The organism is Chryseobacterium sp. MDT2-18 (assembly GCF_030815285.1).
GTDB lineage: Bacteria > Bacteroidota > Bacteroidia > Flavobacteriales > Weeksellaceae > Kaistella > Kaistella salivictor.
In genome coordinates this window covers 43037-69967 of sequence record NZ_JAUSWQ010000008.1, presented here as the reverse complement: position 1 = coordinate 69967, position 26931 = coordinate 43037, and the positions used below count along the sequence as shown (strand labels likewise).

Sequence of the window (26931 nt, the reverse complement as noted above, 5' to 3'; positions counted from 1 at the left end):
ATGACTGAAAATTGCTTATATTTGATTGCCGAGTGAGATCACATTGATGAGTCCAATACACCATACAAGGGTTATTTGTAGTATTATATGAGACCTATATACAAACTATCGGCATTTAAAAAATCGCTAAGTGATGATTTTCAATTTTCATAAAAATACCGCAAAGAATGTCAGTAAATCTTCCATTCACCTAATAAATAATTGCTATAAAAATTATCTCAATATCGATTTTAAATCAATTCATACGGAATTGAATTCTTACTCAACTGATAACAATCACAGACTTGGAATTAAGGATTTAGACGTAATTACAAATCCTATACGCTTCACAAACAGCAAAAATGAAGTTTTCGAATTGATTTCTTATCAGAATAAAAATTATTTAATAAGTGAATCGAATTGTTTCCCCTGTTCAAAAGTAATTGAAAATATACATGGAGACAGATGGGTCTTTATTCTACTTATTCCAAATGGTGACAAGATTCTTATAAATAACGATAATTCTTCTGTCAAATATAGTTTTTACAATCTAAAATTATTTGATTATTTAAATTCATTTGAAGACTTAATCAGTTTTGATCAAATTTATTGCGACACGTTTTCAGAAAACGAATGGTATACATCTACGGAAAGAATACAATTAATAGTTAGGTCTAAAGCAAATGAAAATGATGTTTTAAATGCTTTATTAAAATTAAAACTTCTCAACGCATTTCAATACAGCATTATCACAATTGTAGATAAACTAAATATTAATAAGCACGATATTTCAAATTATGTTCTAAATAATGATTCAATAGACCTATCTCTTTCTTATATCACTTCTCCTAATTTTAAAATTAAAATTTCAGAAAGCACAAATAAAATGTTGAAATCAGAAGACTTTTCAACCTTTATAGATTCCTTAACAGACCAAGAGGCTAAACAGTTTTTTGAAATTGAATTTCTTGAAGAACATTTGAATTTAGAAAATATTTATCTGGCATTTAAATCCGATATTTTAGGAATTAAAATATTAGAAAGATGGTATGATGCTGGAGCACAAATTAATGTCTCAGAATATTTTCAAGAACGTTTGAGAACCATGAATATAAACGAAAATTTAATTCGTGAATATTACAAAAAATTAAAAAATAACTTAAGGTCTATTGAGAACAAAATTAGATCAAATAAAGGATATAATATTGTAGGAAGTTTATATAATGAAAGTTTACTCTTTAATTTAATAAAAGAGGTTTTCCCGAATTATGAAATAATATCCCAATACAGTCCCGAATGGTTAGGTAGACAAAGAATAGATATATTTATTAAAGAACTAAACATTGCTATTGAATATAACGGCAAGCAACATTATGAGTCTATAAAATACTTTGGAGGAGATGAAGGCCTAAAAAAAACAATCTACAGAGACAATATTAAAAAGAGAAAATGTCTTCAAAACAGCTGTAAATTAGTAATCGTAAAATATAATGAAGACCTTACCGATTTTGTGAATAATTTAAAAACAGAAAACTCCGATGGCGCGGATTTATAATCCGTGCCCCCGCTGCCGCGCGATTCCATCGCGTGGCGTCTAAAAAAAACCGCTCTCCGAAGTCGGGATACTTCGGAGTTTTTTTCTTTAAAATCTTTCCGCAATCTCCAGAAATCATTCCGCAAGTATTAGAAATTATTCCACAACCTCAAGAAATCCTTCCGCAACTGTCAGAAATGGTTCCGCAAGCTTCAGAAATGATTCCGCAAGCATCAGAAATGGTTACGCAAGTATTAGAAATGGTAAAACAACATTGAGTAAGAATTTTTGTAATTGATGATTTGTTTATTCATCCATTTATTTGCTATATTTACAATTAAATACAAATAAACATGGAGAATCCTAAAAACACAAATCCGACAGACGGTAAGAAATCGAGAAGCAAATATGTTTCCGCAGAACAGATGATCGCAAAAATGAAAGTTGCTTTCACCAATGCCAAAGAACCCGAAATATTATCGGAACTCGCCACCGTAGGCATTACCGAAACTCAATTGGACGACTATCTGACAAACATTGCCAATCTGGAGCAGCTGAGTCAACAACAGAAAATGGAGTATGGCGAGCAGTACGCCGAAACGGACAAATTCAATCTAAAGCGTGAGGAAATCGACGCTGCCTTTACCCGCCACCGCAACCTTGCAAAAATTATCTTCAAAGGTGACCGCCAGGCCAACACAACGCTGGGGATCGATGCCGGACGCAAACAGGCTTATGCTGCATGGTTTCAGCAGGTCAGTAATTTCTATGCGCAGCTATTGGCTAATCCAACCTTCAAAGCCAAGGCAGCCTCGGTAAACATTGACGATGTCACAATTACTGCGCAGCAAACAGCTTTGGTGGAGATCTCTGCCCTGAAGGAATCTCAGAAAAAAGAACTCGGCGAAGCGCAGCGTGCGACCGATATCCGGGATACCGCGCTGGATTTGCTTTACCCAAAATATACGCAGCTCGTCGCTTTTGCCAAAGTGCTTTTCCGCGATGATCAGACCCTGGAAAAACTGGGTATCATCATAAAAAGGGAAAGGAGTTTCTAATAGATAGAAGACTTAACAATAACTGTATAAATAAAAAAACCACCTCATTTCGAGGTGGTTTCTATTATTTTATCCTTTATTTTCAGGATTATGTCCGCCGTTATTTTCCGGTCGGTCATCTCTTCGTTGAGGTCTGTCACCTTGTGGGCGGTCTTCTCTCGGTCTGTCGTTATTCGGTCTTTCTTCACGAGCCGGTCTTGGCAACAAAACTTTTCTAGAAAGTTTCATTTTCTTACGGTCATCGTAACCCATGAATTTCACTTCTACCTGATCGCCTTCGTTGTAAGGAACTTTATCCAAACGTGCCCATTCGATCTCAGAAATATGCAATAAACCTTCAGTTCCTTTTGCAATCGCTACAAAAGCACCGAAATCCATTACTTTTACAACTCTACCGTTGTACACATTTCCAACTACAGGAACGAAACAGATTTCGTTGATCGCTGCAATCGTTGCGTTGATGTTTTCTCTGTTCACGCCGGAAATTTCAATTCTTCCGATTTCGCCAATTTCTTCAATCGCGATAACGGTTTCGAAATCTTTCTGCATTTGCTGAATAATTTTTCCTCCAGGTCCGATGATCGCTCCGATGAAGTCTTTGGAGATTTCCAATACTTCCATTTTCGGTGCGTGTGGTTTTACGTCCGGTCTTGGTGCGTCAAGGGTTTTTAATAATTCATTAAGGATGTGCAGTCTTCCGGCTTTCGCCTGATCCAATGCTTTTTCCATAATATCCATTGACAATCCTTCCACTTTGATGTCCATTTGACAAGCGGTGATTCCGTCTGCAGTTCCTGTCACTTTGAAGTCCATGTCACCTAAGTGATCTTCGTCTCCTAAGATATCAGAAAGTACGGTGAATTTGCCTGATTTAGGATCAGTTACCAATCCCATGGCAATCCCGGAAACCGGTTTTGAAATTTGTACACCGGCATCCATTAATGCTAAAGTTCCGGCACAAACGGTCGCCATTGAAGATGAACCGTTTGATTCTAAAATATCAGAAACGATACGGATGGTGTAAGGATTTTCTGTAGGAATCATTTTTGCCAAAGCTCTCTGAGCCAGGTTCCCGTGACCTACTTCTCTTCTTGAAGTTCCTCTTAAAGGTCTTGCTTCACCCGTTGAGAACGGTGGGAAGTTATAATGTAAGAAGAATTTCTGATCGTAGTTAATCGCAACCGTATCCACCATGTTCGCATCTTTTACAGATCCTAAAGTTACGGCAGTCAATGACTGAGTTTCTCCTCTTGTAAAGATCGCAGAACCGTGTGCTCCCGGTAAATAATCAACTTCTGACCAGATCGGACGAATCGTTTCCGGGCTTCTTCCATCTAAACGGATTTTGTCGTTAAGGATCATCTGACGCATTGCTTCTTTTTCTACATCGTGGAAATAGATTTTTGCGTAAGGGGTTACTGTTACTAATTCTTCCTCAGAATACTGCGTTAAGAAGTCAGCTAAAACAGCCTGGAAATTATCATGTCTTTCTTCTTTAGCAGAAGGCGTTTTTGCAATATCCAATACTTTATCATAAGTTTGAGCCCAAACTTTTTCACGGATTTCTTCGTTGTGATCTTCGTGGGAATATTCTCTTTTTGGAAGAGATTTACCAACTCTCTCGGCTAATCTTTCCTGAGCGGCTACCTGAACTTTAATTTCTTCGTGTGCGAATTTAATGGCTTCGATCATTTCCTGTTCAGAAATTTCTTCCATTTCACCTTCTACCATTACGATTGAATCTTTAGTGGCACCAACCATAATATTTAAATCAGCTTTCGCTAAATTCTCCATACTTGGGTTAACAACCAATTTTCCGTCGATTCTGGCTACGGTAACTTCAGACATTGGACCGTTGAAAGGAATGTCGGTAATGGCGATTGCTGCAGAAGCGGCTAATCCGGCCAAAGATTCCGGCATACATTCTTTATCATAAGAGATCAGGGAAATCATCACCTGAACTTCTGCATGGAAATCTGATGGGAAAAGCGGACGTAAAACACGGTCAACTAATCTCATCGTTAAGATTTCTTCGTCAGATGGTCTTGCTTCTCTTCTGAAAAAGTTTCCCGGGATTTTTCCTGCTGAATAAAATTTCTCTCTGTAATCTACTGTTAAAGGTAAGAAGTCAACACCTGGTTTAGCGTCTTTGCTGGCGACAACTGTTGCAAGAAGCATCGTGCCTCCCATTCTTACTACTACAGCACCGTTAGCCTGTTTTGCTAACTTTCCTGTTTCGATGGTGATTTCTCTACCATCGCTTAATTGAATTTTTTCAATAATTGCTTGTGGAGCATTCATAAAATTTGTTCGTCTTTGGCACTCCGTATTGAGTGCGGTTTGTATTTAATCTATTTAAATTTTCGAGGGCAAAGATACGGAAATTTCTTAAGTGAAAACCACGGGTAATATCATGAAATATCAGGAGCGGCAATCAAGGTTTACCTTTTAAAGACAATGTGATAATTTATAATTTTTTTATTGGTTAAAATTTGAAGTAAACAGCCCACATCAAAGCATGAATTTAGAAAGTAATATTAATGGGTTCTTTGCTGTGATGAACATTTGAAAATAAGGTGAATCATGTGTTTGAAATAAATTTTAACATTTTGAATATTTTATTAAAGAAGCCAGCGGCGCAGGGAAGTCCTTCAAAAAAATGATTGACGTTTAAATTTTATAAAAAATATATTTCGGCATAAATTTGGATAATCTTTTGAACATCATTTAATATTAACATTAAAAAAATTACAATTATGGGAATTTTATGGACATTAATTATTGGGGCTGTTGCCGGATGGTTGGGAGCACAAATCTTTAAAGGCGGAAGTCTAGGATTAATCGGGAATATTATAGTCGGTATTATCGGCGGATTTATTGGATATTTCCTTTTGGGAACCCTGTTTGGAACTGCTATTATCGGACAGATTTTAACTGGAGCAGTGGGTGCAATTGTATTGCTTGCAATAATTAATTTACTCTCTGGCCGCAGGGTTTAAATTAAAATATTGATTAGAAACCAATACTCTTCTTAAATAAAAACGTCCTGAGAAAATCAGAACGTTTTTTTTATTGTTTAAAAATAGAAAACCACAATTCACAATTACCAGCCGCCACCTCCGCCACCGCCACCGCCACCTCCGGAAAATCCACCACCACCTGATCCGCTTCCGGAACTTGAGGGTTGCGTAGAAGAACTCGCGATGGATTGTGACAGTGAAGAGTTTAAGGAGCCCGCAAAATTCATATTCATTACCGAAGTGCCAATAAACCAATTCGAATGATATTGCTGATTTTCACCTAAAGCTGATTTTTTTAACATGCTTTGGAATTTTTCGCCCCAAATTTTCTCAACGCCTAAAACCATCGCGTAAGGCAACATTTTTTCAAAAATATCGGGCGTCATTGCCGGCGGATTGTGAAACTGTAAAGTTTTTTCCTCTGCTGTTCCCAGATACATTTTAAAACCTTCGATGAGCGATTGGGTTTCCAGCTTTTCCGGACTTGGTTGTTTAATGAAATGTTGGTAAAGAACCAATGCCATAAATCCAAATAGTAAAAAACCATAACTTGCGTAAAAGCCCATGTTTTCTGGTCTTCCCGTGTCAAGTGAGAAGACTGTTGAAAGAATCGAAATCAATCCTATTGAAATAAAAGCAAATAGAACTTTCACCACATTTGATCTTTCAAAAAATACAGAAATAAAAATTCCTGTAAATAAAGCAGCCGCACTCAGAAAAATTCCTGCGCCCAGATGCGTATCGCTATAACTTAACCGGTAACTGAAAAATAAACCCAGACCGTAAAAAACAGAAATGACGATAATCGGTAAGAATAGTTTACTCGTATTATTTCCTTTTTTCAAAAAGTCATCATGTTGGAATTTTAAACTGGCTTTAAAATCATTCACAGCATTTTCAATCTTTGAACTGTATTTTCCGTCAAAAGATAGGGTCGTTGCTTCATCTGTAAATAACTTATTCATCAGACTGATTTCTTCCTGGGGTAAGTTCTGATCCTGTTCTTTGATTTTTTCTAATGTATATTCTTTGCCGCCGAAAATCCCCAGAATTCTTTTATCTTCTTCAATGATTTTAAGGTAACCTTTAACTGCCAGACTTACAATTGCTGCTGAGATCAGCTGAGTCGAATACTGTTCATTTTCCAGATAACCTAACGAAGCAGGAGACAGGTTTTGTGGCGCATTGAACTGTGGATATACAATGGGCTTCTGCGGATCGATCCCGTATTTCTTCCAAGTGGTAAAAAAGTATCCTGATAATCCTAAAGCTGCTGCAATAAGCGCTGCTAAAATCCCGTATTTTTCTAAAAATCCCGGTGGAGGCGAAGGGGCAAAAATTCCTTTGTTGAAACCAACTGCAACGGTTAATCCTTCATTTTGTGCTAAGTTTTTGGCGGACCATTCGATTGTGTTTGCAGATAATTGCTTGCCTGTGCATTTGGATTCATCCGATCCATAGCTTCCCGTATAACATGATTGCTGAAGAATTTCTGCACCTTCCGGCAAAGTAACTTTAGCCGAGATTTTATCCATAGGAAAATCCCACAATGTGCCGTTCACGTTCCAGTAAAATTCATCATACTTGTCAAAAAATCCAATCTGATCTGAGGTCGTGTATTGCAGTTCATATTCATAAACTCCCGGAGTTAAGAGGATGTCTTTATTACCGAAATAAATATCGAAATCAGAACTGGTGCTTTCGGTATGATAATCTTCTTTAGATCCATTTTTTTGAACCGAAATGAGATTATATTTAATTCTTATTTTCCTGCCATTAATGTTCCTCCATAAAGGTAAGGACCGGAAAATTCCTCGGCGGATCTTAATTCCTTCTGCATAAACTTTTATTTTTTCGGTAACCGTAGTTTGCCCATTTTTTGCAATTATAATATCGGAATCGAAAGAAATAATATGTTCATAGTTTTTCCCGGCAGAAGAATCAACCGCCAAATCCTGTGCCGGGCCAAGCCCGAAAATCAGGATCAGAAATGCAAAAATTAACCGGTTCATGGTTTTTAGAATTTTACATTGGGAACCGCTCTTTCAGTTACGTTTTCCAGTTCAAAGAAAGGAGATTTGGTAAACTTGTACAGGTTCGCTATAATATTGCTCGGGAAAGTAGCGACCAGAATATTGTTTTCCCGAACGGTTCCATTATAATATCTTCTCGATTTTTCAATGTCGCCTTCCAAAGTAGAAAGTTCGCCCTGAAGTTGCAGGAAATTGGTATTTGCCTTTAAGTCCGGATATTGTTCTGCAACGGCGTTCAAAGTCATCATCGCCTGGTTAAGGTTTTTCTCAGCCGCTTCTTTTTCCTCAACGGAATTTGCAGCCATGGCGGCGGCTCTCGCTCTCGTCACACTGTCAAAGGTTTCTCTCTCGTGCGTGGCATAACCTTTCACCGTTTCTACCAAATTTGGGATTAAATCGTATCTTTTTTTCAGCATCACATCGATACTGCTCCATGCTTCATCAACCATCGTACGCAACTTTACCAATTGATTGTAGATAGATACTCCATAGAATAAAGCTACAGCGCAAAAAGCCAGAATAATTAAAATAGCATTCATAATTTTAAAGTTTTTTGGTATTAATTTTTTTTAAATAGATTTCACAGATGTTCCAGGCAATCAGTTGCACGATGAAACAAATGTAACGGAAAGTTACAAATATTTAACATTACTTATACGGCCGCTGAAAAAAAACTATCTTTGCAAAAATTTTTGGGCTCGAAAAGTTCGAGTAACCCATTAATAATGTCATTATTAAACAAAATTTTATGTCGAATATCGTCGCCATAGTTGGACGTCCCAACGTAGGAAAATCCACCCTTTTTAATCGTTTTCTCGAAAGAAGAGAAGCTATCGTAGATTCAACAGCCGGAGTTACCAGAGACCGTCATTACGGAAAATCTGACTGGAACGGAGTTGAATTTACCGTGATCGATACCGGTGGTTACGAGGTGGATACTGAAGATGCATTTCAAGGAGAAATTATCAAACAGGTTGAATTAGCCGTTGATGAAGCTACATCAATTATCTTCATGCTTAATGTTGCTGAAGGTTTAACAGATACCGATATTGAAATTCATGAAATGTTACGCCGTTCTAATAAACCGGTTTATATTGTGGTTAACAAAGCTGATTCTGCGAAAGAAGAGTTGGCAGCTACCGAATTTTATCAATTGGGAATTCCAAAATATTATACCATGTCTTCAGCAACGGGATCCGGAACCGGAGAGTTGTTGGATGATATCGTAAAAGATTTCCCTACTACTGAATATAAAGATCCTTTCGAAGGTTTACCAAAAATCACGATTGCAGGAAGACCAAACGTTGGAAAATCAACTTTAACCAACGCTCTTTTAGACAAGGAACAGAATATTGTAACTGATGTAGCTGGAACCACCCGGGATTCTATACAAACTTTATATAACAAGTTCGGACATGAATTTGTTTTGGTTGATACCGCTGGAATGCGCCGTAAAGCCAAAGTAAAAGAAGATCTGGAATTTTACTCGGTGATGCGTTCTGTTCGTTCTATAGAATATTCCGATGTTGTGATTATCATGGTAGATGCCACTTTAGGTTGGGAATCTCAGGATATGAATATTTTCGGATTGGCTCAGAAAAATAGAAAAGGAATCGTAATCGTGGTCAATAAATGGGATTTGGTGGAAAAAGAAACCAATACCACCCGTGACTTCGAAGCGAGAATTAAAGAAAAAATCGGTCAGTTTACCGATATTCCAATTCTTTTTGTATCCGCTTTAACGAAACAGAGGATTCTGAAAACTGTTGAAGTTGCGATGGAAGTTTACCAAAACAGAGCGAAGAAAATTAAAACTTCAAAATTAAATGAAGTAATGCTTCCTGTTTTTGAAGCAACACCGCCGCCGGCACTGAAAGGGAAATATGTGAAGATCAAATATTGTGTACAGCTGCCTACGCCGAGTCCACAGTTTGTGTTTTTCTGTAATTTGCCACAATATGTGAAGGAAGCTTACAAAAGATTTGCTGAAAATCAACTTCGAAAACATTTCGGTTTCACCGGTGTTCCTATTGAAGTTTACTTCAGACAAAAATAAAAACAATGGCCTTTTAGATTTTATCTAAGAGGCTTTTTAATACCTAAATTTTTCCCGACCTTTGGGGCCTAATTAATTCCTATGGTAACAATCTTATCAGATCAATTTTCTCTTATTAATACTTGGATCAATGAACTTCGAAATGTAGAAATTCAAAATGACCGATTCCGCTTCCGTCGAAATATGGAAAGAATTGGAGAAATTGCAGCATTTGAAATCAGCAAAGGGTTGGAACAGAAGGAAATCGAAATTACCACACCTTTAGACAAAATTAAATCCCAGGAAGTTGCCGTACAACCCGTAATTACAACGATTTTAAGAGCAGGCGTTCCTTTGTTTCAGGGGATTTTAAATTATCTGGATAAGGCAGATTGCGGTTTCGTAGCAGCATATCGAAAACATGATGCAAACGATTATTTCTCCATCAAACAGGATTATCTCACCTGTCCGAGTATCGACGGCAGGCCCTTAATCGTCGCAGACCCGATGTTGGCTACCGGCGCAAGCTTAATTGAAGCCATCAAAGATTTATTGAATCACGGAAAACCGACACAACTCCATATTGTAGCAGCAATCGCTTCACAACAAGGCGTTGATACCATTCAGAAAGAATTTCCGGAAGCGAAAATATGGGTAGGCGTTATCGACGAAAAGTTGACCTCAAAAGGCTATATTACGCCAGGTTTGGGAGATGCCGGCGATTTGTCCTACGGTGAAAAATTACAGAGATAAAAAATCATAACATACAAAAAACAATAATCCTTCTCTTTTCGAGGAGGATTTTTTTAATCCATCGCCATTACCAAAACACTCACTTTATTATCTCCGGCTTTTAAAATTTCCCACGCAACGGCGCTCATCGTATTCCCGGTTGTGAAAACATCATCGATCACTAATATATGGTGATTGGAAATGTTTCTGGTAATTGAAAAAAGGTTTTCATTGAAATTTCTTTGCTCTTTTTTCTTCTTTGCCTGAGCTTTCTTGTAGAAATTTCTTTTAATTAAAGTGTGTTCACAAGGGATTTTAAGATTTTTTGAAAGTTCATCTGCAAACAAATGCAGTTGATTGTAGCCGCGTTCTTTTAATTTTTTTGGATGAAGGGGAACAGTCACTAAAAGATCGGGTTTTGAATGCGAAAAATCTAATTTTTCAGCCGTCCAGTTGGCAATGATTTTTCCGATTTTCTCCCGGCGGCCATATTTTAACTGATGGATGATTTTTTGACTTGTACTTTGCCGCTCAAACTGCATTAATGCAAAAGCGTTCTCGATCGGGAAAAGCAAACGGCATTTTTCTGTCAGAAGATTGCTTTCTGAAATATGGTGATGGGTAAAATTGATTTGATTAAAACACAGTTCGCAAACCACTTCCTCCGGGTGGATAATTCGGTTACATTCCAGACAGCGGTTCGGGAAAAGTAAGTCCACTAAAAACATACTCCATTTGTTTAGTGAAAGTTACAAATTAATTTTTAATGAAAAATGAAGAAATTGATTGAGAATTATTACTGGATGATTAGAGTTTAATTATTGAAAGCCATTGTTTAAAAACCACATAGTCACAAAGAATTTCTGAAAAATGCTCTATTAAATTTAAGTCCATAAAGTAAAAATGTATAGATCTTTTACTTGGATAATAGCACAGAAACTTTTGTGGTTGAAAAAAGCATGGCTTTTTTGTCCTAAAGCATTTGCTTCCGAATCTGCTGGATAGACTTTTTCATATTTTCATTAAAAATTTCCTTTTCTAATCTCAAAGGCGGTGCCTGCCTTACTTCACAGTCAGAAATACTGCAGAATTCACACGTTACACCGACATTAACTGTTTTGATCTGATCGCTTTTTGCAAATTTAATTTTCTTTAAAGAAGCTGAATTTAATAAGATTCCAATACAATAACTTCTGTTCGTTCCATCAGAAAAAGGGTTTTTCTGCGACGTGGAAATCACCAGATAGGTTAAGCCGGTATCTTTATAGTGAGAAATTTGTGCGTCGGTGAGCTTTTCATTTTCTTTTAGATTGCTCATGTTTTTCACCGCAATCCAGCGTCTGCAATAATGTTCACTCGTCGCGTTTGCATGCGGAGCCTGTTGCTGATTCAGATGAAGTTCTTTTAAAATCTGAATTTTATCTGAATTTTTCTTTTTGGTAAAACAGAGATAAAACAAATCTTTAATCCCGAATTCTTGTGGTAAAATATTGGTCAGCCGGTAATAAAATGTCTCCGGTGAATTGGTGAATTCTTCAGTTAAATTTTCAAAAAGGGCAGGGTTCCATTCCTGATTTTCAAAGAAACTGCTTAATTTTTGAGTTAATGTTTCTTTTCGAATCAATAAACATCCGGCGAAATAGGCAGCGTAATAATTGCTGAGAAGTTCTTCAAAACTTGTAAAATCTAGCCAGGAATAAGTGTTTGGCCGAGGATTGAGATTCAAAATATTAAAACCGATTTCTTTTGCGAGAATAAAAATTTTCTGATCTTCATCTAAAAGTTCATTCAGTAAAAGTAGTTTTTTTTCCGGGATAAAAAGAGAACGCAATTTTCCGGAAGCACCATAGTGTTCCAAATCGAGTGACCGGATTTCGTACTGAAACTGCCGCTCTAAAATCTGCCGGAATTCAACAGAACTGGGTTTTTCTGAAAGTTTATTTTCTAAAATGTAATCCTTAGCTTTTTCTTCGATCTCAGGGAAATAATTGTCGTATAATTCCTGAAAACTTCTGATGACGGCAAAATAAAAACGCTCCTTGCTGAGATTGTAATTCTTCGCAATTTCAATTAAAGTATTGATGAAAGCGGTCACTTTTTTCGGTGCCTCACTGATGATACTGATGAGGTTGTTTTTGTTGATGCCAAAAAGGTCGAGCGGAATTTCTTTAAAAAAATCGGACTGTATGATTTCTGCGATTGGCGCTAAACTTTTGTCCAGTTTGGTAGAGACCAAATCGTCGTAAGTGCAATGTAGTGAAGTTGCAAGCTGTGAAATTTTATCATGTTTCGGGTACTTTTTGCCGTTTTCTATTTCATTTAAATACGATTTGGAAACTCCTGTTAAAGTCGCCAGATCCTGTAAAGAAAAACCTTTCTTTTGACGAAACTGTTTCATTTTCAGTCCAAAAACGGTTTTTATAAAATCACTGTCACTTGCCATTAATCAAAAATTAATTTATATTATTTCTAAATAGATGTAGAATCCGATGAATACAAAGATAAATAAAATAAAGCGATTGTTCGCATAATTTATGTTTGGTAAGTTTAGCGAACGTTCGCTATTTGTGAAAGTTTTTTATTTAAGTTTGCAGTATTAAATCTTTAAAGTGTAAACAAATGGAAACGGCAACACAATTTCAGATCGTCCCTCAGGAACAGTACAGCGACATTTTTACTTCTGAATTATTGGTCTTTTTGGCGGAACTTCATGTTAATTTCAACAATAGAAGAACTGCTCTTCTTCAGTCAAGAAAATTGAAGCAAATCGAATTCGATCACCGCCAGCTTCCAAAATTTTTAGCAGAAACAGAGGAAATCAGAAACGGGAAGTGGAGTTGTAATCCTTTGCCAAAAGATTTACTCGACAGAAGAGTGGAGATTACCGGACCGGTTGAACGAAAAATGGTGATCAATGCTTTGAATTCAGGCGCTTCCGCTTTCATGGCAGATTTTGAAGACAGCAATTCGCCGACTTGGGAAAATTGTATGGAAGGACAAAGAAATCTTTCCGATGCCGTCAACAGAACCATCAGTTTCGAAAGTGAAAACGGTAAAAAATATGAATTGGGCGAAAACGCAGCCACGCTTTTGGTTCGCCCCCGTGGTCTTCATTTAGAAGAAAAAAATATTAAAATCAATGGTAAAAGAACTTCCGGTTCTTTAATCGATTTTGGAATTTATTTCTTTAGAAATGCTGAAAGATTAATTGAAAATGGAAGTGGACCTTATTTTTATTTGCCAAAATTGGAACATTATAATGAAGCAAAATGGTGGAATGATGTTTTTAAATTTTCACAGGATTATCTAGGAATCCCGCAGGGTACCATTAAAGCAACAGTTCTCATTGAAACCATTACCGCCGCTTTCCAACTGGATGAAATTTTATTTGAATTAAAAGAACACAGTTCCGGCCTCAATTGCGGACGGTGGGATTATATTTTCTCTTACATTAAAAAGTTTCGGAATCTTCCCGAATTTTTAGTTCCCGACAGGGATCAGGTGACCATGACTTCGCCTTTTATGAGTGCTTATTCCAAAAGAGTGATTCAGGTTTGTCATAGAAGAAATGTTCACGCGATGGGCGGAATGGCGGCGCAAATTCCCGTGAAAAATAACGAAAAAGAAAACGAAATCGCTTATGCGAAAGTCCGCGCGGATAAAGAACGCGAAGTGAAAAATGGTCATGACGGAACGTGGGTCGCCCATCCGGGATTGGTTTCGGTTGCAAAAAAAATCTTTGATGAATTCATGCCGATGCCAAATCAGATCGGTAAAAAATTCGAAGACTACCATATTTCCGAAGAAAATCTACTCGAAATTCCAAAAGGAACCATTACTGAAAATGGCGTTCGGAAAAATATTAATGTCGGAATTCTCTACATCGAATCTTGGTTAATGGGCGTTGGCGCTGCTGCTTTGTATAATTTAATGGAAGATGCGGCGACTGCAGAAATATCCCGAACCCAAATTTGGCAATGGCTGAAAAATGAAGCAAAATTAGAAGACGGCCGAACATTAATGCCCGAAATGGTTTTGCACTGGCAGGAAGAGGAATTGGAGAAAATCAAAAATTATGTCGGTGAAGAACGGTTCAGAAGTGGAAAGTTTGAACTCGCTACCGAACTTTTTGATGACCTTGTTCTCAATGATAATTTCGAAGAATTCCTGACTTTGAAAGCGTATCAGTTTATTTAAGAGCCAATAGTGATGAATGGTGAATGGTCAATACTCGATGGTCAGTAGTGAATAGTGAATTTTACTTTGTAACGTTTATAACGAGATTAAAAAATACCATTGTTAAGCGAAGTGGCTTTGCGCCTTTAAAAGCAGCATGAAAAACATAATGTATGTAAAGGAAACTTTGCGTCTTTACGTTAAAAATAAAAACAACAAATCCAAAAACAAATCGATATGAACAAGCAAGAACAAATCCAGCAACTGGAAAAAGAATGGTTGGAAAGCCCAAGATGGAATGGTATAAAAAGACCGTACTCCGCAGAAAAAGTATTGAAACTCAGAGGGTCTTATCAACTCGATTATACCATCGCCAAATTGATGTCGGAGAAATTATGGGAGAAATTAAATAATCAGGATTTTGTGGCAGGATTAGGTGCTTTAACCGGAAATCAAGCGGTACAGGAAGTTGATGCCGGTTTGGAAGCGATTTATCTTTCCGGTTGGCAGGTTGCTGCCGATGCGAATTTGAGCGGGGAAATGTATCCGGATCAAAGCTTATATCCAGCGAATTCTGTTCCGTCTGTGGTGAAAAGAATCAATAATGCTTTATTGCGTGCAGATCAAATTCAGTCTGTAAATGAAGTGAATAAAGAGAATTGCAAAGAATATCTGGTTCCGATTGTTGCTGATGCAGAAGCTGGTTTTGGTGGTAATTTGAATGCTTTTGAATTAATGAAGCAAATGATCGAAGCCGGTGCAGCCGGAGTTCATTTCGAAGACCAATTGTCTTCGGCAAAAAAATGTGGACATTTAGGTGGGAAAGTTCTGGTGCCGACTCAGGAAGCGGTAAATAAACTCATTGCGGCTCGCCTGGCTGCTGATGTTTGTGGTGTTCCAACACTTTTGGTAGCCAGAACCGATGCTGATGCGGCGGATTTGTTAACCTCGGATATCGACGAAAGAGACCGGAAATTCGTTACAGGCAAAAGAACACCTGAAGGTTTCTATGAAGTGAAAAACGGAGTAGAGCAGGGAATCGACAGAGGTTTGGCTTATGCGCCTTACGCTGATCTGATCTGGATGGAAACTTCAAATCCCGATTTAGCGTACGCCAGAAAATTCGCTGAAGGAATCCACGCGAAATTTCCGGGAAAAATGCTCGCTTACAACTGTTCTCCTTCTTTCAACTGGGCTGCGAAATTATCAGTTCCAGAGATGGAAACGTTCCGTGAAGAGTTGGCTGCAATGGGTTACAAATTCCAATTCATCACTTTGGCAGGATTCCATGCTCTAAATACCTCCATGTTTGAGTTGGCTTTGGCTTATAAAGAAAGAGGAATGGCAGGCTACAGCGAATTACAGGAAAGAGAATTTGCACTTCAATCGAAAGGTTTCCGCGCCGTAAAACATCAGAATTTCGTCGGAACTTCTTATTTTGACGAAGTGCAAACCGTAGTTACCGATGGAAATTCATCTACAACGGCTTTGGCTGGATCAACTGAAACGGAACAGTTTCATTGATTGATAAAGACACTGGTTTTTTAGACTTCAGATGTGAGACTTGCTACGTCAAAAATCGTCTCATGTCTCACTTCTAAGGATCTCGATTCTAATTTATTTTAAGAAAGTCCTCTCCATTTTTGGGGAGGATTTTGTGATTTGTATTCCTCAATCCTTTGTCGATTGCCAAAAAACGAAATTGTAATGAATTAAATTTTTAGCGCCTTTGCATTAAAAACAATATTCAGCACACTTCTTTATTATTTCTAAAAAGCTTAAACTTTCATTATCTTTGCGCCATGATACGCATTACCAAAATTTTTACGTTCGAAACCGCCCACGTTCTCTACAATTACGACGGCAAATGCAAAAATATGCACGGACATTCCTACAAACTTTTTGTTACGGTAAAAGGAAATCCTATCAATGATTTAGACCATCCAAAAAACGGAATGGTCGTAGATTTTGGAGACATTAAAAAAATCGTAAAATCACAGATTATCGATGTTTGGGATCATGCGGTGATGCTCAATGGTGTTTCGCCGCACAAACAATTGGGTGAGGATCTGGAGGGAAAAGGACATAAAGTGATTTATTGCGGTTACCAGCCGACGTGTGAAAATATGCTTTACGATATCGCAGACAAAATAAAAAAACAACTTCCCGAAGCCGTATCTCTGGCTTATCTTAAACTGCACGAAACCGAAAACTCTTACGGAGAATGGTTTGCAGAAGATCAAGTTTAATCTGAAAATGCACTATTTTGAAAATGCACTAAATTTGCAAAATTCGGATCATTCGAAAGATATTATGAAAATCAATTTAGAACAAAATAAAAAAGTCTATTTCGCTTCTGATCAGCATTTTGGTGCACCAACTCCGAAAGAAAGTAAGGTTCGCGAGGAGAAATTTATCCGCTGGCTCGACGAAATTAAAGCAGATGCCCAGGTTTTATTCCTCATGGGAGATTTGTTTGATTTCTGGCACGAATGGAATCACGTTATTCCGAAAGGATATGTCCGGGTTTTAGGGAAATTGGCCGAATTAAAAGATTCAGGAATTGAACTGTTCATGTTCGTCGGCAATCACGATTTGTGGATGAAAAATTATTTTGAAGAAGAAATAGGATGTAAAGTTTATTTTGATAAACAGTATTTCGAAATCAACGGAAAGAATTTTCTTCTCGCACACGGCGACGGTTTAGGTCCAGGCGATAAAGGCTATAAAAGAATGAAAAAACTTTTTACCAATCCTTTGGCGCAGTGGGCTTTCAAGTGGTTGCATCCGGATATTGCGATGAAAATAGCCATTTATTTTTCAACAAAAAACAAAATGATTTCCGGGGAGGAAGACAAAGAGTTTCTTGGCGAAGACAAAGAATTTCTGATCATTTATTCCAAAGAAAAACTCAAAGCAGAAGAAATCGATTATTTCGTTTATGGTCACCGGCATTTACCGATGATTCTGGACTTAGAAAACGGCAGCGCCCAATACATCAACCTCGGTGACTGGATTTCTTATTTTACGTATGGGGAATTTCAAACTCACTTTAAATTAAAGTCTTATAAAACTGGAGTCAAAGAAGTTTTTATCGGAGATACGACTTCGTAAGATAAAATTCACAACAAATACCTTTTAACAGTTAAAATTTACTATCATCCCAAATATTAAGAATCTCCGTGGTTAAAAATATTTTCAATATCAAGACAGCAACCGATTTCAAACAAAAATGTCTGGAAACTTTCCATTATCAATATCAAAATATCGAGGTTTACAGAAAGTTTGTTGATTATTTAAACATCAAACCGGATGATATTCAGGAAATTGAAAAAATTCCTTTTCTGCCTATTGAAATGTTTAAAAATCACACGATTTTGGATCGAAATAAAAACACCGATTTGTTTTTCCAAAGTTCAGGAACCACGCAGATGAACCTTTCAAAACATTGGATTGCTGACGAAAACCTTTATCAGGAAAGCATTGAGAAAAGTTTCGGGCAGTTTATCGGAAAACCGGAAGATTATATTTTTCTCGGATTATTGCCGAGTTATCTGGAAAAGCAAAATTCTTCCTTAATTTATATGGTCGATTTTCTGATGAAAAAATCAGGAAAACTAGAGAACGGATATTTCCTGTACAATCATGAAGATTTATTTGAATTATTAAATCAACTCTCAAAAGAAAATAAAAAAGTCATTCTGTTCGGCGTTTCTTTTGCGCTTTTAGACTTCCTGGATTTCGCACAAACCAATCATCACACCATCAATTCATCAGATCAGCTCATTATCATCGAAACCGGCGGAATGAAGGGACGAAAAGAGGAAATGACCAAAGATGAACTTTTGAATATCTTTCATAAAGGTTTCGGAACCGACAAAATTTACTCGGAATATTCGATGACCGAATTGCTTTCACAAGCCTATTCCTTAGGCCAGAATATCTACGAAAGTCCCAACTGGATGCGCATTCTCATCAGAAACACCGAAGACCCTTTTTCGTATGTTGAAGACGGAAGAAACGGTGTTATCAATATCATCGACTTGGCCAACCGGCATTCCTGCAGTTTTATTGCGACGCAGGATTTGGGTAGAATTGAGACCAATTCTGAAATTAATTCCGTCAAGAATGACGATGCTATTATTTCCAATCGGTTTCAGGTTTTGGGCCGGATCGACCATTCCGATATTCGCGGTTGCAGTTTGCTGGTTTCTTAATTTTTAAATTTCATGCTGAAAGTAGAAGAGTTAACCTATAATTATATTTCTCAATTTTGTGATTTTGAGAAAGATTTGGTGTTGACGAATCACTTTCATTCCGATTGGGAAGCTGATATTTTAATTATTAATGAGGAAGGATTCAGTCATGAAATCGAAATCAAATTTTCAAAAGCAGACTTTAAAAACGATTTCAAAAAACAATATCAGAATCAGAAAACCAAGGAAAAATTTCTAAAACACGATAAAATTATGTGTGGTGATTATCCTTGTAATCATTTTAGTTTTCTATTACCACAAGGAATGGTTGAAGCTGAAGATATTCCTAAACACTGTGGAATCATCGAGTTTTATCACAATCCAGACTCCTGGAAAACCACTTTTGAAGAAATCAGAAAACCCAAAAACATTCATGAAGAAAAATTCTGGAAATTCTTTGATAGAGATTTAATGCTAAAAATAACGGCGAGAAATCTTTATTTTAAAAAATTGGAAGTGAAAGGGAAATTTGAAGAATTAATTCTGCCACCGAAATTTTCACCGAAAAAGTAAGAAGTAAAATACTTTTCGAAAATCCTTATCTTTACTTAAATTAAAAATAAATGAATTTCAGTAAATTTAAAATTGTTCTTTGGTCTTTAGGGGTTTTGATGGTTATTTTTCTGGGATTTTTCCTGTATCAAATGACACAAAGTCAGAATATCAATTCGGTAATGACGGTATTAATGTTGATTCTGGGACTTATTCTCGGCGGAATTATTGCTTTTTTGGCTTCCAAAAAAATGACGGCTGATCCGGCGGTAATTACAGAAAGCTCGCATACAATTGCTGAAAGTATGCGCAAGGTTTTCAAAGTGGTTTCTGCGGAAGGACATTTTAATGAAATCTACAATTACGAAGAGACGACCAAAATCTTTAATTTTATTCCATCAAAAAAGAAAGCTCTGGTGATTGTTCAGGCCAAAGTTTTGGTGGGTTATGATTTTGAAAAATTTCGGTGGGAAATCGATGAACAGAACCGAAAAGTAAAACTGCTGAATTTTCCGGCGCCGGAAATTCTTTCGACCGAAACGGATTATAAATACTATAATATCGAGGAACAGTTTTTCAATCTTTTCAGCAAAGATGATCTGGCCAAGATTCAACAAAACGGAAAACAGCAAGTCATTGAAGCAGCTAAAAAATCCCATCTCCCGGAAGTGGCAGCAGAACAGATGCGGACTTTACTTACGGAGCTTTTGGCAGCTAAAAATTTTTTCCTGGAAAATGCCAGTGTTATTTCCGACAGCAAAAACCGAATCGATTACCAATCATCTTTACATCAGCAATCAAAAAAATAACCTGTTTTTTTGACAGTATTTTGAATTTTAAATTCCTGCTTACCGGAAAATGAAATTATAAGTACTTCATGCTTAAGTTTCACTACTTTTACATTCTTAAAATAGTTAATTATGAAATATTTTTACACCCTCATTCTGGCCTTGATGCTTCCGGTTTTTTCGGTCGCCCAGCAGCAGGAGATTACGTACTCGGTAAACCCGCCGACTTTCAATGAAACGGAAGCAGTTACGGTGACTTTTACTGTAAATGAAACAGCATTTGGAGTCGCATCCTCCCATGCACTCTATCTTTGGGCCTGGTCTTTTGACTCCAATAATTCGCAGGCAGACTGCCCGACAAACGGAACGTGGGCTGCTTCGAATGCTACCAATAAATTGACCTACGTATCGAGTTCTGGTAATACAGGAACGTATACTTTTACCATGAATACGGTAAAATCCTTTTATGGAAACCGTGCGAATCCCCTTTCTAAAATTGGATTTCTGGTTAAAACGGTAAGTGGATCTGTACAGTCAAAGGATATTTTGGTGAATGTGGGTAAATTTCAGTTTAATTTAACCAATCCTGTCCAGGGAAGTACCAATGTTGTTGCTTCAGGAACGGTGATTAATATTACAGGAACATCAACTCTGCCTTCGGATTTTGTAATTAAAGCCAATGGAAATCCGGTGTACACGAGCTCCGCTGCTTCTACAATTTTGAATTTTCCATACACAGTGACGCAGGATGCTGCGATGGAAGTTGTTGCGACCGATGCAGCAACAGGAACAACAGTGGCGAGTAAAACATTTACAGTGGCGCTTTCAATTCCAGTTCAGACTGCGCCGATTCCTTCGTACATGAAACAGGGGATTTCTTATGATCCGGCAGATCCGACCAAAGTGGGCTTAGCAGTTTATGCTCCTTTAAAAGCGTATGTTCATGTGATCGGAAGTTTTAATAACTGGGCTGTAAGCGCTAATTATTTAATGAAAAAAGATATGGTAAATCCTGATCTTTATTGGTTGGAAGTTACGGGACTTACGCCGCAGCAGGTTTATACATTCCAGTACAGAACGGCGGACGGAATTAAAGTCGCGGATCCTTATTCAACTTTAGTTTTATCACCGGACGATGATCCATGGATTAACCAGTATGCTAATGTTTACCCCAATCTTCCGGCATATCCTGCAGGACAAAGCTTTGATGTATCTGTAATCCAGACAGCGAAACCGGCTTATAACTGGACGATTACCAATTTTAATAAACCGGCAAAAGAAAACCTAATCGTTTACGAATTATTGGTGAGAGACTTTACCACCGAAAAAACCTGGCAGTCACTGATCAATAAAATATCTTATTTAAAGTCATTGAATATCAATGCGGTGGAATTGATGCCGGTAATGGAATTTGATGGAAATAATTCCTGGGGATACAATACCGGATTTCATTATGCTTTAGATAAAGCATACGGAACGCCGGAGAAATTCAAAGAGTTTATCGATCTGTGTCATCAAAACGGAATTGCCGTAATTCTTGATATTGCCTTAAATCATGCCACCGGAAGAAGTCCTTTGACCAGAATGTGGATGATTGATCCCGATGGGGATGGTTATGGTGATCCTGCGGCCGATAATCCTTATTTCAATCAGGTTGCAAAACATTCTTACAGTGTGTTTAATGACTTCAACCATTCAAGTTCTGCCACTAAATATTATGTAAACAGAGTTTTGGAACAATGGATTAAAGAATATAAAGTAGATGGTTTCCGTTGGGATTTAACAAAAGGGTTTACCCAGGCATGTTCGGCAGGCGATGATGTTTGTACCAATAAATACCAGCAAGATCGGGTGAATATTCTGAAAGCGTATGCCGATAATCAATGGAGTTATGATCCTACGTCATATATTATTTTCGAACATTTAGGAACCGATTCCGAAGAAGCACAATGGGCTAATTACAAAGTGACGGAAGGAAAAGGCGTGATGATGTGGGACAAAGAAACCACTCCCTACAATGAAAATACAATGGGCTTTGCGCCGAACAGCAACTTCAACAGAGTGAATTATCAGGTGCATGGCTTTACGCAAAGAAGAGCAATGAGTTATGGCGAAAGCCACGATGAAGAAAGACTGATGTATAAAAATATCACTTTCGGTGGATCTGCAGGAACTTACAACGTAAGAGATTTAGCAACTTCCCTTCAAAGACAAAAAGCGTACGGCGCGGTTTTCTTAACAGTTCCGGGACCAAAGATGATTTGGCAGTTTGCGGAATTAGGTTTCGACAAAAGCATTTATACCTGCGAAAACGGTACTGTAAATACAGAAACTGATTCAACTCCGGGAGACTGTAAATTAGATCCAAAACCATCGGCGTTTGGTTTGGCCTATGATCAGGATGCTGCCAGAAAATCAGTGTATGATACGTGGGCGAAAATTTTGGAATTAAGATTATCGAATGACGTTTTCAATACTACAGATTTCAAGGTTGAATCCGGAAACTTAATGCCGAGAATCTTTATTAATAATACCTCGATTTCAAGTGCATTGAAAAATGTGGTTGTTTTAGCCAACTTTACACTGACTTCTCAAAATATTGTTCCTGATTTTCCTTACACCGGAAACTGGGTAAATTTAATGGATAACAGTTCGCTTTCTGTAACAAACACCGCAACGCCGGTTACGATTGAACCGGGAGGTTTCAGGATTTTCGGAAATGCTGGGGCTTTGGGAACAGATGAAGTGATTGGGAATAAAAGTTCAGTCTCTTTGAAATTGACTCAAAATCCGGTAACCAATGGAAATGCAATTGTTCGTTATACGAATGCGAAAAACGGAACCATTGCGATTTATGATCTTGCAGGAGTTTTGGTTAAAACAGTAAAAGCTTCTAAAGATAACGGTGATGACACGATTTCTATCAACGGATTAAAATCCGGGATTTATTTAATTCAGTTGAAATCTGAAAAGGGAGTTGCGGTTACAAAAATGATGGTGAAATAATTTTTTTCAAATATAATTAAGACGGTTCGCAGAATAGGCGAGCCGTTTTTTTGATAATCCAGTTTGGTTTTGAACTAGATTCAAGCATCGATAGGAAAGGGTTTCAGCCCGTTTACAGAATGATAGAATCAGCCAAAACCTGTAAGATTAATTATTGTTTTTATTAATAATGAAAATCTTTCGGAGTATGTTTAATATAATCTACCAAAACTTTCCGCTGCTGTTCATCTCCCATTTCTACCAGTTTTTGGTATTTGGTGGAATTGCGTAAATAGATTTTCTGAGAAATTTGATTTCCTTTCAAAACGATTTTCGGGAAAATTAAAAATGCTTTTGCTGGTTTTGGAATTTGAAGTCTTTCATTAATTTTCTCGTCCAATAAAAACCAGTTCATACTTTGATGGAGATTTTTCAATATTTTACGTTGAAAAGAATGTTTGTAAATCGTGTTCTCTAGATTTTCATTCAGCAAAGCATTTGCTAACTGCACCGAATCTCCATCACCTTTATCCTGCAGGGTCGTCCACCAATAAAACTGTTCTACTGCCTGCTGGCGGTTATCCGGCAAAAACGCCACAGGAATTCCCAGCAGATAACCAATATATTTCCAAAGATGAAAAACACCATTTTCTTCTTCCTCCGAAATCAGAATTCCCAATTTTTTTAAACCCTGCATGAAAACTAAAGAAAAACCGGTATAAGTGGCGATCATATCCCAATGATTGATCGGTTCGCCCCAATTTTCGTCATCCCAATTTTCCGTCTTTTCTTTGATTTTTAAACGGGCGTAAGAATGCATTAGCCGAGTTCTTACAATCCACTGATAAGCTTCTGAATTGGGTTTCAAAGCATTTTCTCTGGTGACATTTACCCAGAATTCCAGGGTGTCTTTCAATCGTTTTACGGCGCCTTTTTTTAAGGCTCCGGTAAAGATTAGAGGTTTACTGATATAGGCGAAATCGTAACCGCCCATTAAAGTAAAATCGCGCAGAATGATCAAACCGTTTGCGCCGGTTCGCATGCAGAATCTTGCACCGACATTGGCTAAGTTTTCATCGAACCAGTCTGGAATGTCCTGCATTTGAAGAAATAAATTTTTTACGCTTTCGGGCGCATCTTCATTTTCGGAAATTTGTTCTTCTGAGTATTTTTTTATTAAAGTACTTGCTTCTTTGTATTTAAGTTTTAGATAAGTTTCTTTTACCGCAGCGTCACCTAACTCATCTACTTCATGATAGAGTGGAGCGAATTTTTGAAAAGTCTGAAAATTAGGTTTTATAGTTGCCCAATCCAGGAGCTCTTTGCCGTTTCCTTGTTCCCAGAAATTTTTGAAATGAGTTGCGTTTTGAAATTTTGGTGTCATAGTTTAATAATCGCTGTAAAAGGTAGAATTGTTTTTAATGCAATGGGAACAAAGTTTTTTTCTTAAATCAGGCAAAGGGAAATTCATTTGATTCTAAAATAGATTTGAAAATTCCTGCACGTTAATTTACGGATTTCTTTCTACAATTTTTAAACCAATTTTATTCTTATAACTCCCTTGCAATAGGGATAGAAGTGGAAATCCTTTTTTTGTAAAAAAAAGATTGCAACGGATAGCCCGACCCGGGCGGTTGGTTTTGCGTTGGCGAGGGGATTGCCCAAATTTTCTGCACAAAAAAAACCTCCCGAAAACGAAAGGTTTTATATATTTTCATTAATGAAATTCTGACTATAGAGAAGCAGAATGTACCAATAAATCAGCTAATTTGTTAGAGTAACCCATTTCGTTGTCATACCAAGAAACGATTTTCACGAATTGTGGAGATAACATGATCCCAGCGTCTTTATCGAATACTGAAGTTCTTTTTTCACCTACGAAATCCTGAGAAACTACAGCATCTTCTGTGTATCCTAAAATTCCTTTTAATTCACCTTCTGAAGCAGCTTTCATTGCTTGACAGATTTCTTCGTAAGAAGTTGGTTTTTCTAATCTTACGGTTAAGTCAACTACAGAAACGTCTGCTGTTGGTACTCTGAAAGACATTCCGGTTAATTTCCCGTTCAATGCAGGGATCACTTTCCCTACTGCTTTTGCAGCACCTGTAGAGGAAGGAATGATGTTGTTCAAAGCAGAACGGCCACCTCTCCAGTCTTTTACAGATGGTCCGTCAACGGTTTTTTGGGTAGCAGTAGTTGCGTGAACGGTGGTCATTAAACCTTCTACAATTCCGAAGTTATCGTGCATTACTTTCGCAATTGGTGCTAAACAGTTGGTTGTACAAGAAGCGTTAGAGAAAATTTTGATATCGTCGGTCAATTCTTTGTGGTTCACTCCCATTACAAACATTGGAGTATCATCTTTCGAAGGGGCAGAAAGGATTACTTTTTTCGCACCGGCGTTGATGTGCGCTTGTGCAGCTTCTTTAGAAAGGAATAACCCTGTAGATTCTACGATATATTCTGCGCCTACTTCGTTCCATTTCAAGTTGTTAGGGTCTCTTTCGGCAGTTACTCTGATTCTTTTTCCATTCACGATAAGGTCATTTCCTTCTACAGAAACCTCACCTTTAAATTCACCGTGTACAGAATCATACTTAAGCATATAAGCCATGTATTCGGCATTGATAAGGTCGTTGATTCCTACAACTTCGATGTTTTCTCTTTCGGCCATTGCTCTGAAAACAAGACGACCAATTCTACCGAATCCATTGATTCCTACTTTGATTGTTGACATAATTTTTATTTTAAAATTAGATTTATTGTTAAATTATATAGACAGAATTTCTGAAATTTTCAGTAAATCCTGATCAATTTCATTGTGTTTTTTTACGGCTTCTTCGATCTCCGTGTAAGTCATTTTGTTGGACTGCATTCCTACCATCATATTGGTTTTGCCGTCCATTAAACCAATTACAGCACCGTAGCCCAATCTGCTGGCTAAGACGCGGTCTGCACAACTCGGTGATCCGCCTCTCTGAATGTGTCCTAAAACCGCGACACGGATATCATAATCAGGGAAACCGGCTTTTGTTGCTTTTGCAATATCGTAAATACTTCCTAATTTTTCACCTTCGGCAACGACCACGATACTGGAAGCTTTTCCAGCTTTCTCTGCCCGTTTGAAAGTGGAAAATAGTTCGTCGATGCTGTCTTTTTTTTCTGGAATTAAAATACCGATTGCCCCGGTTGCCAACCCACTGTTCAAAGCGATAAATCCAGCGTCACGTCCCATCACTTCAACAAAAAATATTCTGTTATGAGAAGTGGCTGTATCTCTGATTTTATCGATTGCTTCCATGGCGGTATTCAGCGCCGTATCATAGCCAATCGTATTATCGGTTCCGAAAATATCGTTGTCAATGGTTCCGGGAACCCCGATTACATGGATTCCGAATTCTTCGCAGAAAATTTGTGCTCCTTTGAAAGTACCATCTCCACCGATACAGACCATTCCGTCGATACCGTGTTTTATACAGTTGTCATAGGCTTTTTTTCTGCCTTCCGGTGTTTTGAATTCTAAGGATCGGGCAGACTTTAAAATCGTACCGCCTTCGGTGATGATATTTTTAACGGAACGTGGCCCCATTTTCGTGAAATCATCGTTGATTAAACCATTGAAACCTTCTCTTACTCCATAACATTCTATTTTGTAGTGACTTGCGGTTCTTACCACCGCTCTTAATGCTGCATTCATTCCCGGTGCGTCTCCGCCTGATGTGAGAACCACAATCTTTTTCACTGCACTTTCTTTCATAGTTAAAAATTTCAGCACAAATTTACGAAATCTCTATCAATTATGTAAGGCTTTAAAGAATGAGATTTAACTGTTTTCGCAGTGGT

At 37.5% G+C, this 26931-nt stretch carries 22 protein-coding genes; 14 read left to right on the top strand and 8 right to left on the bottom strand.

Going from position 1 to position 26931, the window contains the following annotated elements; genetic code table 11:
- Window positions 1-133: 133 nt before the first annotated feature.
- From QF004_RS09620 to QF004_RS09610, 3 genes are all read left to right on the top strand, one after another.
- Window positions 134-1534 (top strand): hypothetical protein, encoded by a 1401-nt coding sequence (locus QF004_RS09620; protein ID WP_307425569.1) that lies wholly within the window; start codon window positions 134-136, stop codon window positions 1532-1534.
- 32 nt (window positions 1535-1566) lie between these two features.
- Window positions 1567-1791 carry a hypothetical protein gene (locus QF004_RS09615; protein WP_307425567.1) on the top strand — a complete coding sequence of 75 codons (225 nt, stop codon included), beginning with the start codon at window positions 1567-1569 and terminating at the stop codon, window positions 1789-1791.
- 75 nt (window positions 1792-1866) lie between these two features.
- Window positions 1867-2571 (top strand): hypothetical protein, encoded by a 705-nt coding sequence (locus QF004_RS09610; RefSeq protein WP_307425564.1) that lies wholly within the window; start codon window positions 1867-1869, stop codon window positions 2569-2571.
- A 69-nt stretch (window positions 2572-2640) separates the two neighbouring features.
- Here QF004_RS09610 and QF004_RS09605 read toward each other — a convergent pair whose 3' ends face one another.
- Entirely contained in the window at window positions 2641-4872 is a 2232-nt protein-coding gene (locus tag QF004_RS09605; RefSeq protein WP_307425561.1) for a polyribonucleotide nucleotidyltransferase, read from the bottom strand.
- A 455-nt stretch (window positions 4873-5327) separates the two neighbouring features.
- Here QF004_RS09605 and QF004_RS09600 point away from each other — a divergent pair, with 455 nt between their 5' ends.
- Window positions 5328-5570: a GlsB/YeaQ/YmgE family stress response membrane protein gene (locus tag QF004_RS09600; RefSeq protein WP_133439962.1), complete on the top strand. Its 243-nt coding sequence runs from the start codon at window positions 5328-5330 to the stop codon at window positions 5568-5570.
- Between the two features lie 104 nt (window positions 5571-5674).
- On the opposite strand, the gene QF004_RS09595 is transcribed toward QF004_RS09600, so the two are convergent.
- Window positions 5675-7603: a DUF2207 domain-containing protein gene (locus tag QF004_RS09595; protein ID WP_307425557.1), complete on the bottom strand. Its 1929-nt coding sequence runs from the start codon at window positions 7601-7603 to the stop codon at window positions 5675-5677.
- A gap of 5 nt (window positions 7604-7608) precedes the next feature.
- Window positions 7609-8163 (bottom strand): LemA family protein, encoded by a 555-nt coding sequence (locus tag QF004_RS09590; protein WP_133439964.1) that lies wholly within the window; start codon window positions 8161-8163, stop codon window positions 7609-7611.
- A 209-nt stretch (window positions 8164-8372) separates the two neighbouring features.
- Between QF004_RS09590 and der the strand changes: the two genes are divergently transcribed.
- Together der and upp are read left to right on the top strand one after the other, a co-directional pair.
- Complete coding sequence (der, locus tag QF004_RS09585) at window positions 8373-9680, top strand: ribosome biogenesis GTPase Der (RefSeq protein WP_307425552.1); 1308 nt, start codon at window positions 8373-8375, stop codon at window positions 9678-9680.
- Between the two features lie 81 nt (window positions 9681-9761).
- Window positions 9762-10412 (top strand): uracil phosphoribosyltransferase, encoded by a 651-nt coding sequence (gene upp / locus QF004_RS09580; RefSeq protein ID WP_307425549.1) that lies wholly within the window; start codon window positions 9762-9764, stop codon window positions 10410-10412.
- Window positions 10413-10465: 53 nt separating this feature from the next.
- Here upp and QF004_RS09575 read toward each other — a convergent pair whose 3' ends face one another.
- Together QF004_RS09575 and QF004_RS09570 are read right to left on the bottom strand one after the other, a co-directional pair.
- Window positions 10466-11119, bottom strand: coding sequence for a ComF family protein (locus QF004_RS09575; RefSeq protein WP_307425546.1), 654 nt, complete (start codon window positions 11117-11119; stop codon window positions 10466-10468).
- 245 nt (window positions 11120-11364) lie between these two features.
- On the bottom strand, window positions 11365-12834 hold the full coding sequence (locus QF004_RS09570; protein ID WP_307425543.1) for a helix-turn-helix domain-containing protein: 1470 nt from the start codon (window positions 12832-12834) through the stop codon (window positions 11365-11367).
- Between the two features lie 176 nt (window positions 12835-13010).
- Here QF004_RS09570 and aceB point away from each other — a divergent pair, with 176 nt between their 5' ends.
- The 8 genes from aceB to QF004_RS09530 all read left to right on the top strand — a co-directional run bounded on the left by aceB (window position 13011) and on the right by QF004_RS09530 (window position 23109).
- Window positions 13011-14588 (top strand): malate synthase A, encoded by a 1578-nt coding sequence (aceB, locus tag QF004_RS09565; protein ID WP_307425540.1) that lies wholly within the window; start codon window positions 13011-13013, stop codon window positions 14586-14588.
- Between the two features lie 216 nt (window positions 14589-14804).
- A complete protein-coding gene (aceA, locus tag QF004_RS09560; protein WP_307425536.1) occupies window positions 14805-16091 on the top strand; it encodes an isocitrate lyase in 1287 nt (428 codons plus the stop codon).
- Between the two features lie 278 nt (window positions 16092-16369).
- Window positions 16370-16816 (top strand): 6-carboxytetrahydropterin synthase, encoded by a 447-nt coding sequence (locus QF004_RS09555; protein ID WP_307425533.1) that lies wholly within the window; start codon window positions 16370-16372, stop codon window positions 16814-16816.
- 64 nt (window positions 16817-16880) lie between these two features.
- Window positions 16881-17681: a UDP-2,3-diacylglucosamine diphosphatase gene (locus tag QF004_RS09550; protein WP_307425529.1), complete on the top strand. Its 801-nt coding sequence runs from the start codon at window positions 16881-16883 to the stop codon at window positions 17679-17681.
- 68 nt (window positions 17682-17749) lie between these two features.
- Entirely contained in the window at window positions 17750-18784 is a 1035-nt protein-coding gene (locus QF004_RS09545) for an acyl transferase (protein ID WP_307425526.1), read from the top strand.
- Window positions 18785-18796: 12 nt separating this feature from the next.
- Window positions 18797-19336 carry a hypothetical protein gene (locus QF004_RS09540; RefSeq protein WP_307425523.1) on the top strand — a complete coding sequence of 180 codons (540 nt, stop codon included), beginning with the start codon at window positions 18797-18799 and terminating at the stop codon, window positions 19334-19336.
- 50 nt (window positions 19337-19386) lie between these two features.
- Entirely contained in the window at window positions 19387-20124 is a 738-nt protein-coding gene (locus QF004_RS09535) for a DUF4230 domain-containing protein (RefSeq protein WP_307425520.1), read from the top strand.
- 111 nt (window positions 20125-20235) lie between these two features.
- Window positions 20236-23109 (top strand): alpha-amylase family glycosyl hydrolase, encoded by a 2874-nt coding sequence (locus QF004_RS09530; RefSeq protein WP_307425517.1) that lies wholly within the window; start codon window positions 20236-20238, stop codon window positions 23107-23109.
- Window positions 23110-23272: 163 nt separating this feature from the next.
- Here QF004_RS09530 and QF004_RS09525 read toward each other — a convergent pair whose 3' ends face one another.
- The 3 genes from QF004_RS09525 to pfkA all read right to left on the bottom strand — a co-directional run bounded on the left by QF004_RS09525 (window position 23273) and on the right by pfkA (window position 26845).
- Window positions 23273-24082: an oxygenase MpaB family protein gene (locus QF004_RS09525; RefSeq protein ID WP_373456897.1), complete on the bottom strand. Its 810-nt coding sequence runs from the start codon at window positions 24080-24082 to the stop codon at window positions 23273-23275.
- A gap of 738 nt (window positions 24083-24820) precedes the next feature.
- Window positions 24821-25825: a type I glyceraldehyde-3-phosphate dehydrogenase gene (gap, locus tag QF004_RS09520; RefSeq protein ID WP_133439979.1), complete on the bottom strand. Its 1005-nt coding sequence runs from the start codon at window positions 25823-25825 to the stop codon at window positions 24821-24823.
- A 33-nt stretch (window positions 25826-25858) separates the two neighbouring features.
- Complete coding sequence (gene pfkA / locus QF004_RS09515; RefSeq protein ID WP_133439980.1) at window positions 25859-26845, bottom strand: 6-phosphofructokinase; 987 nt, start codon at window positions 26843-26845, stop codon at window positions 25859-25861.
- Window positions 26846-26931: the final 86 nt, after the last annotated feature.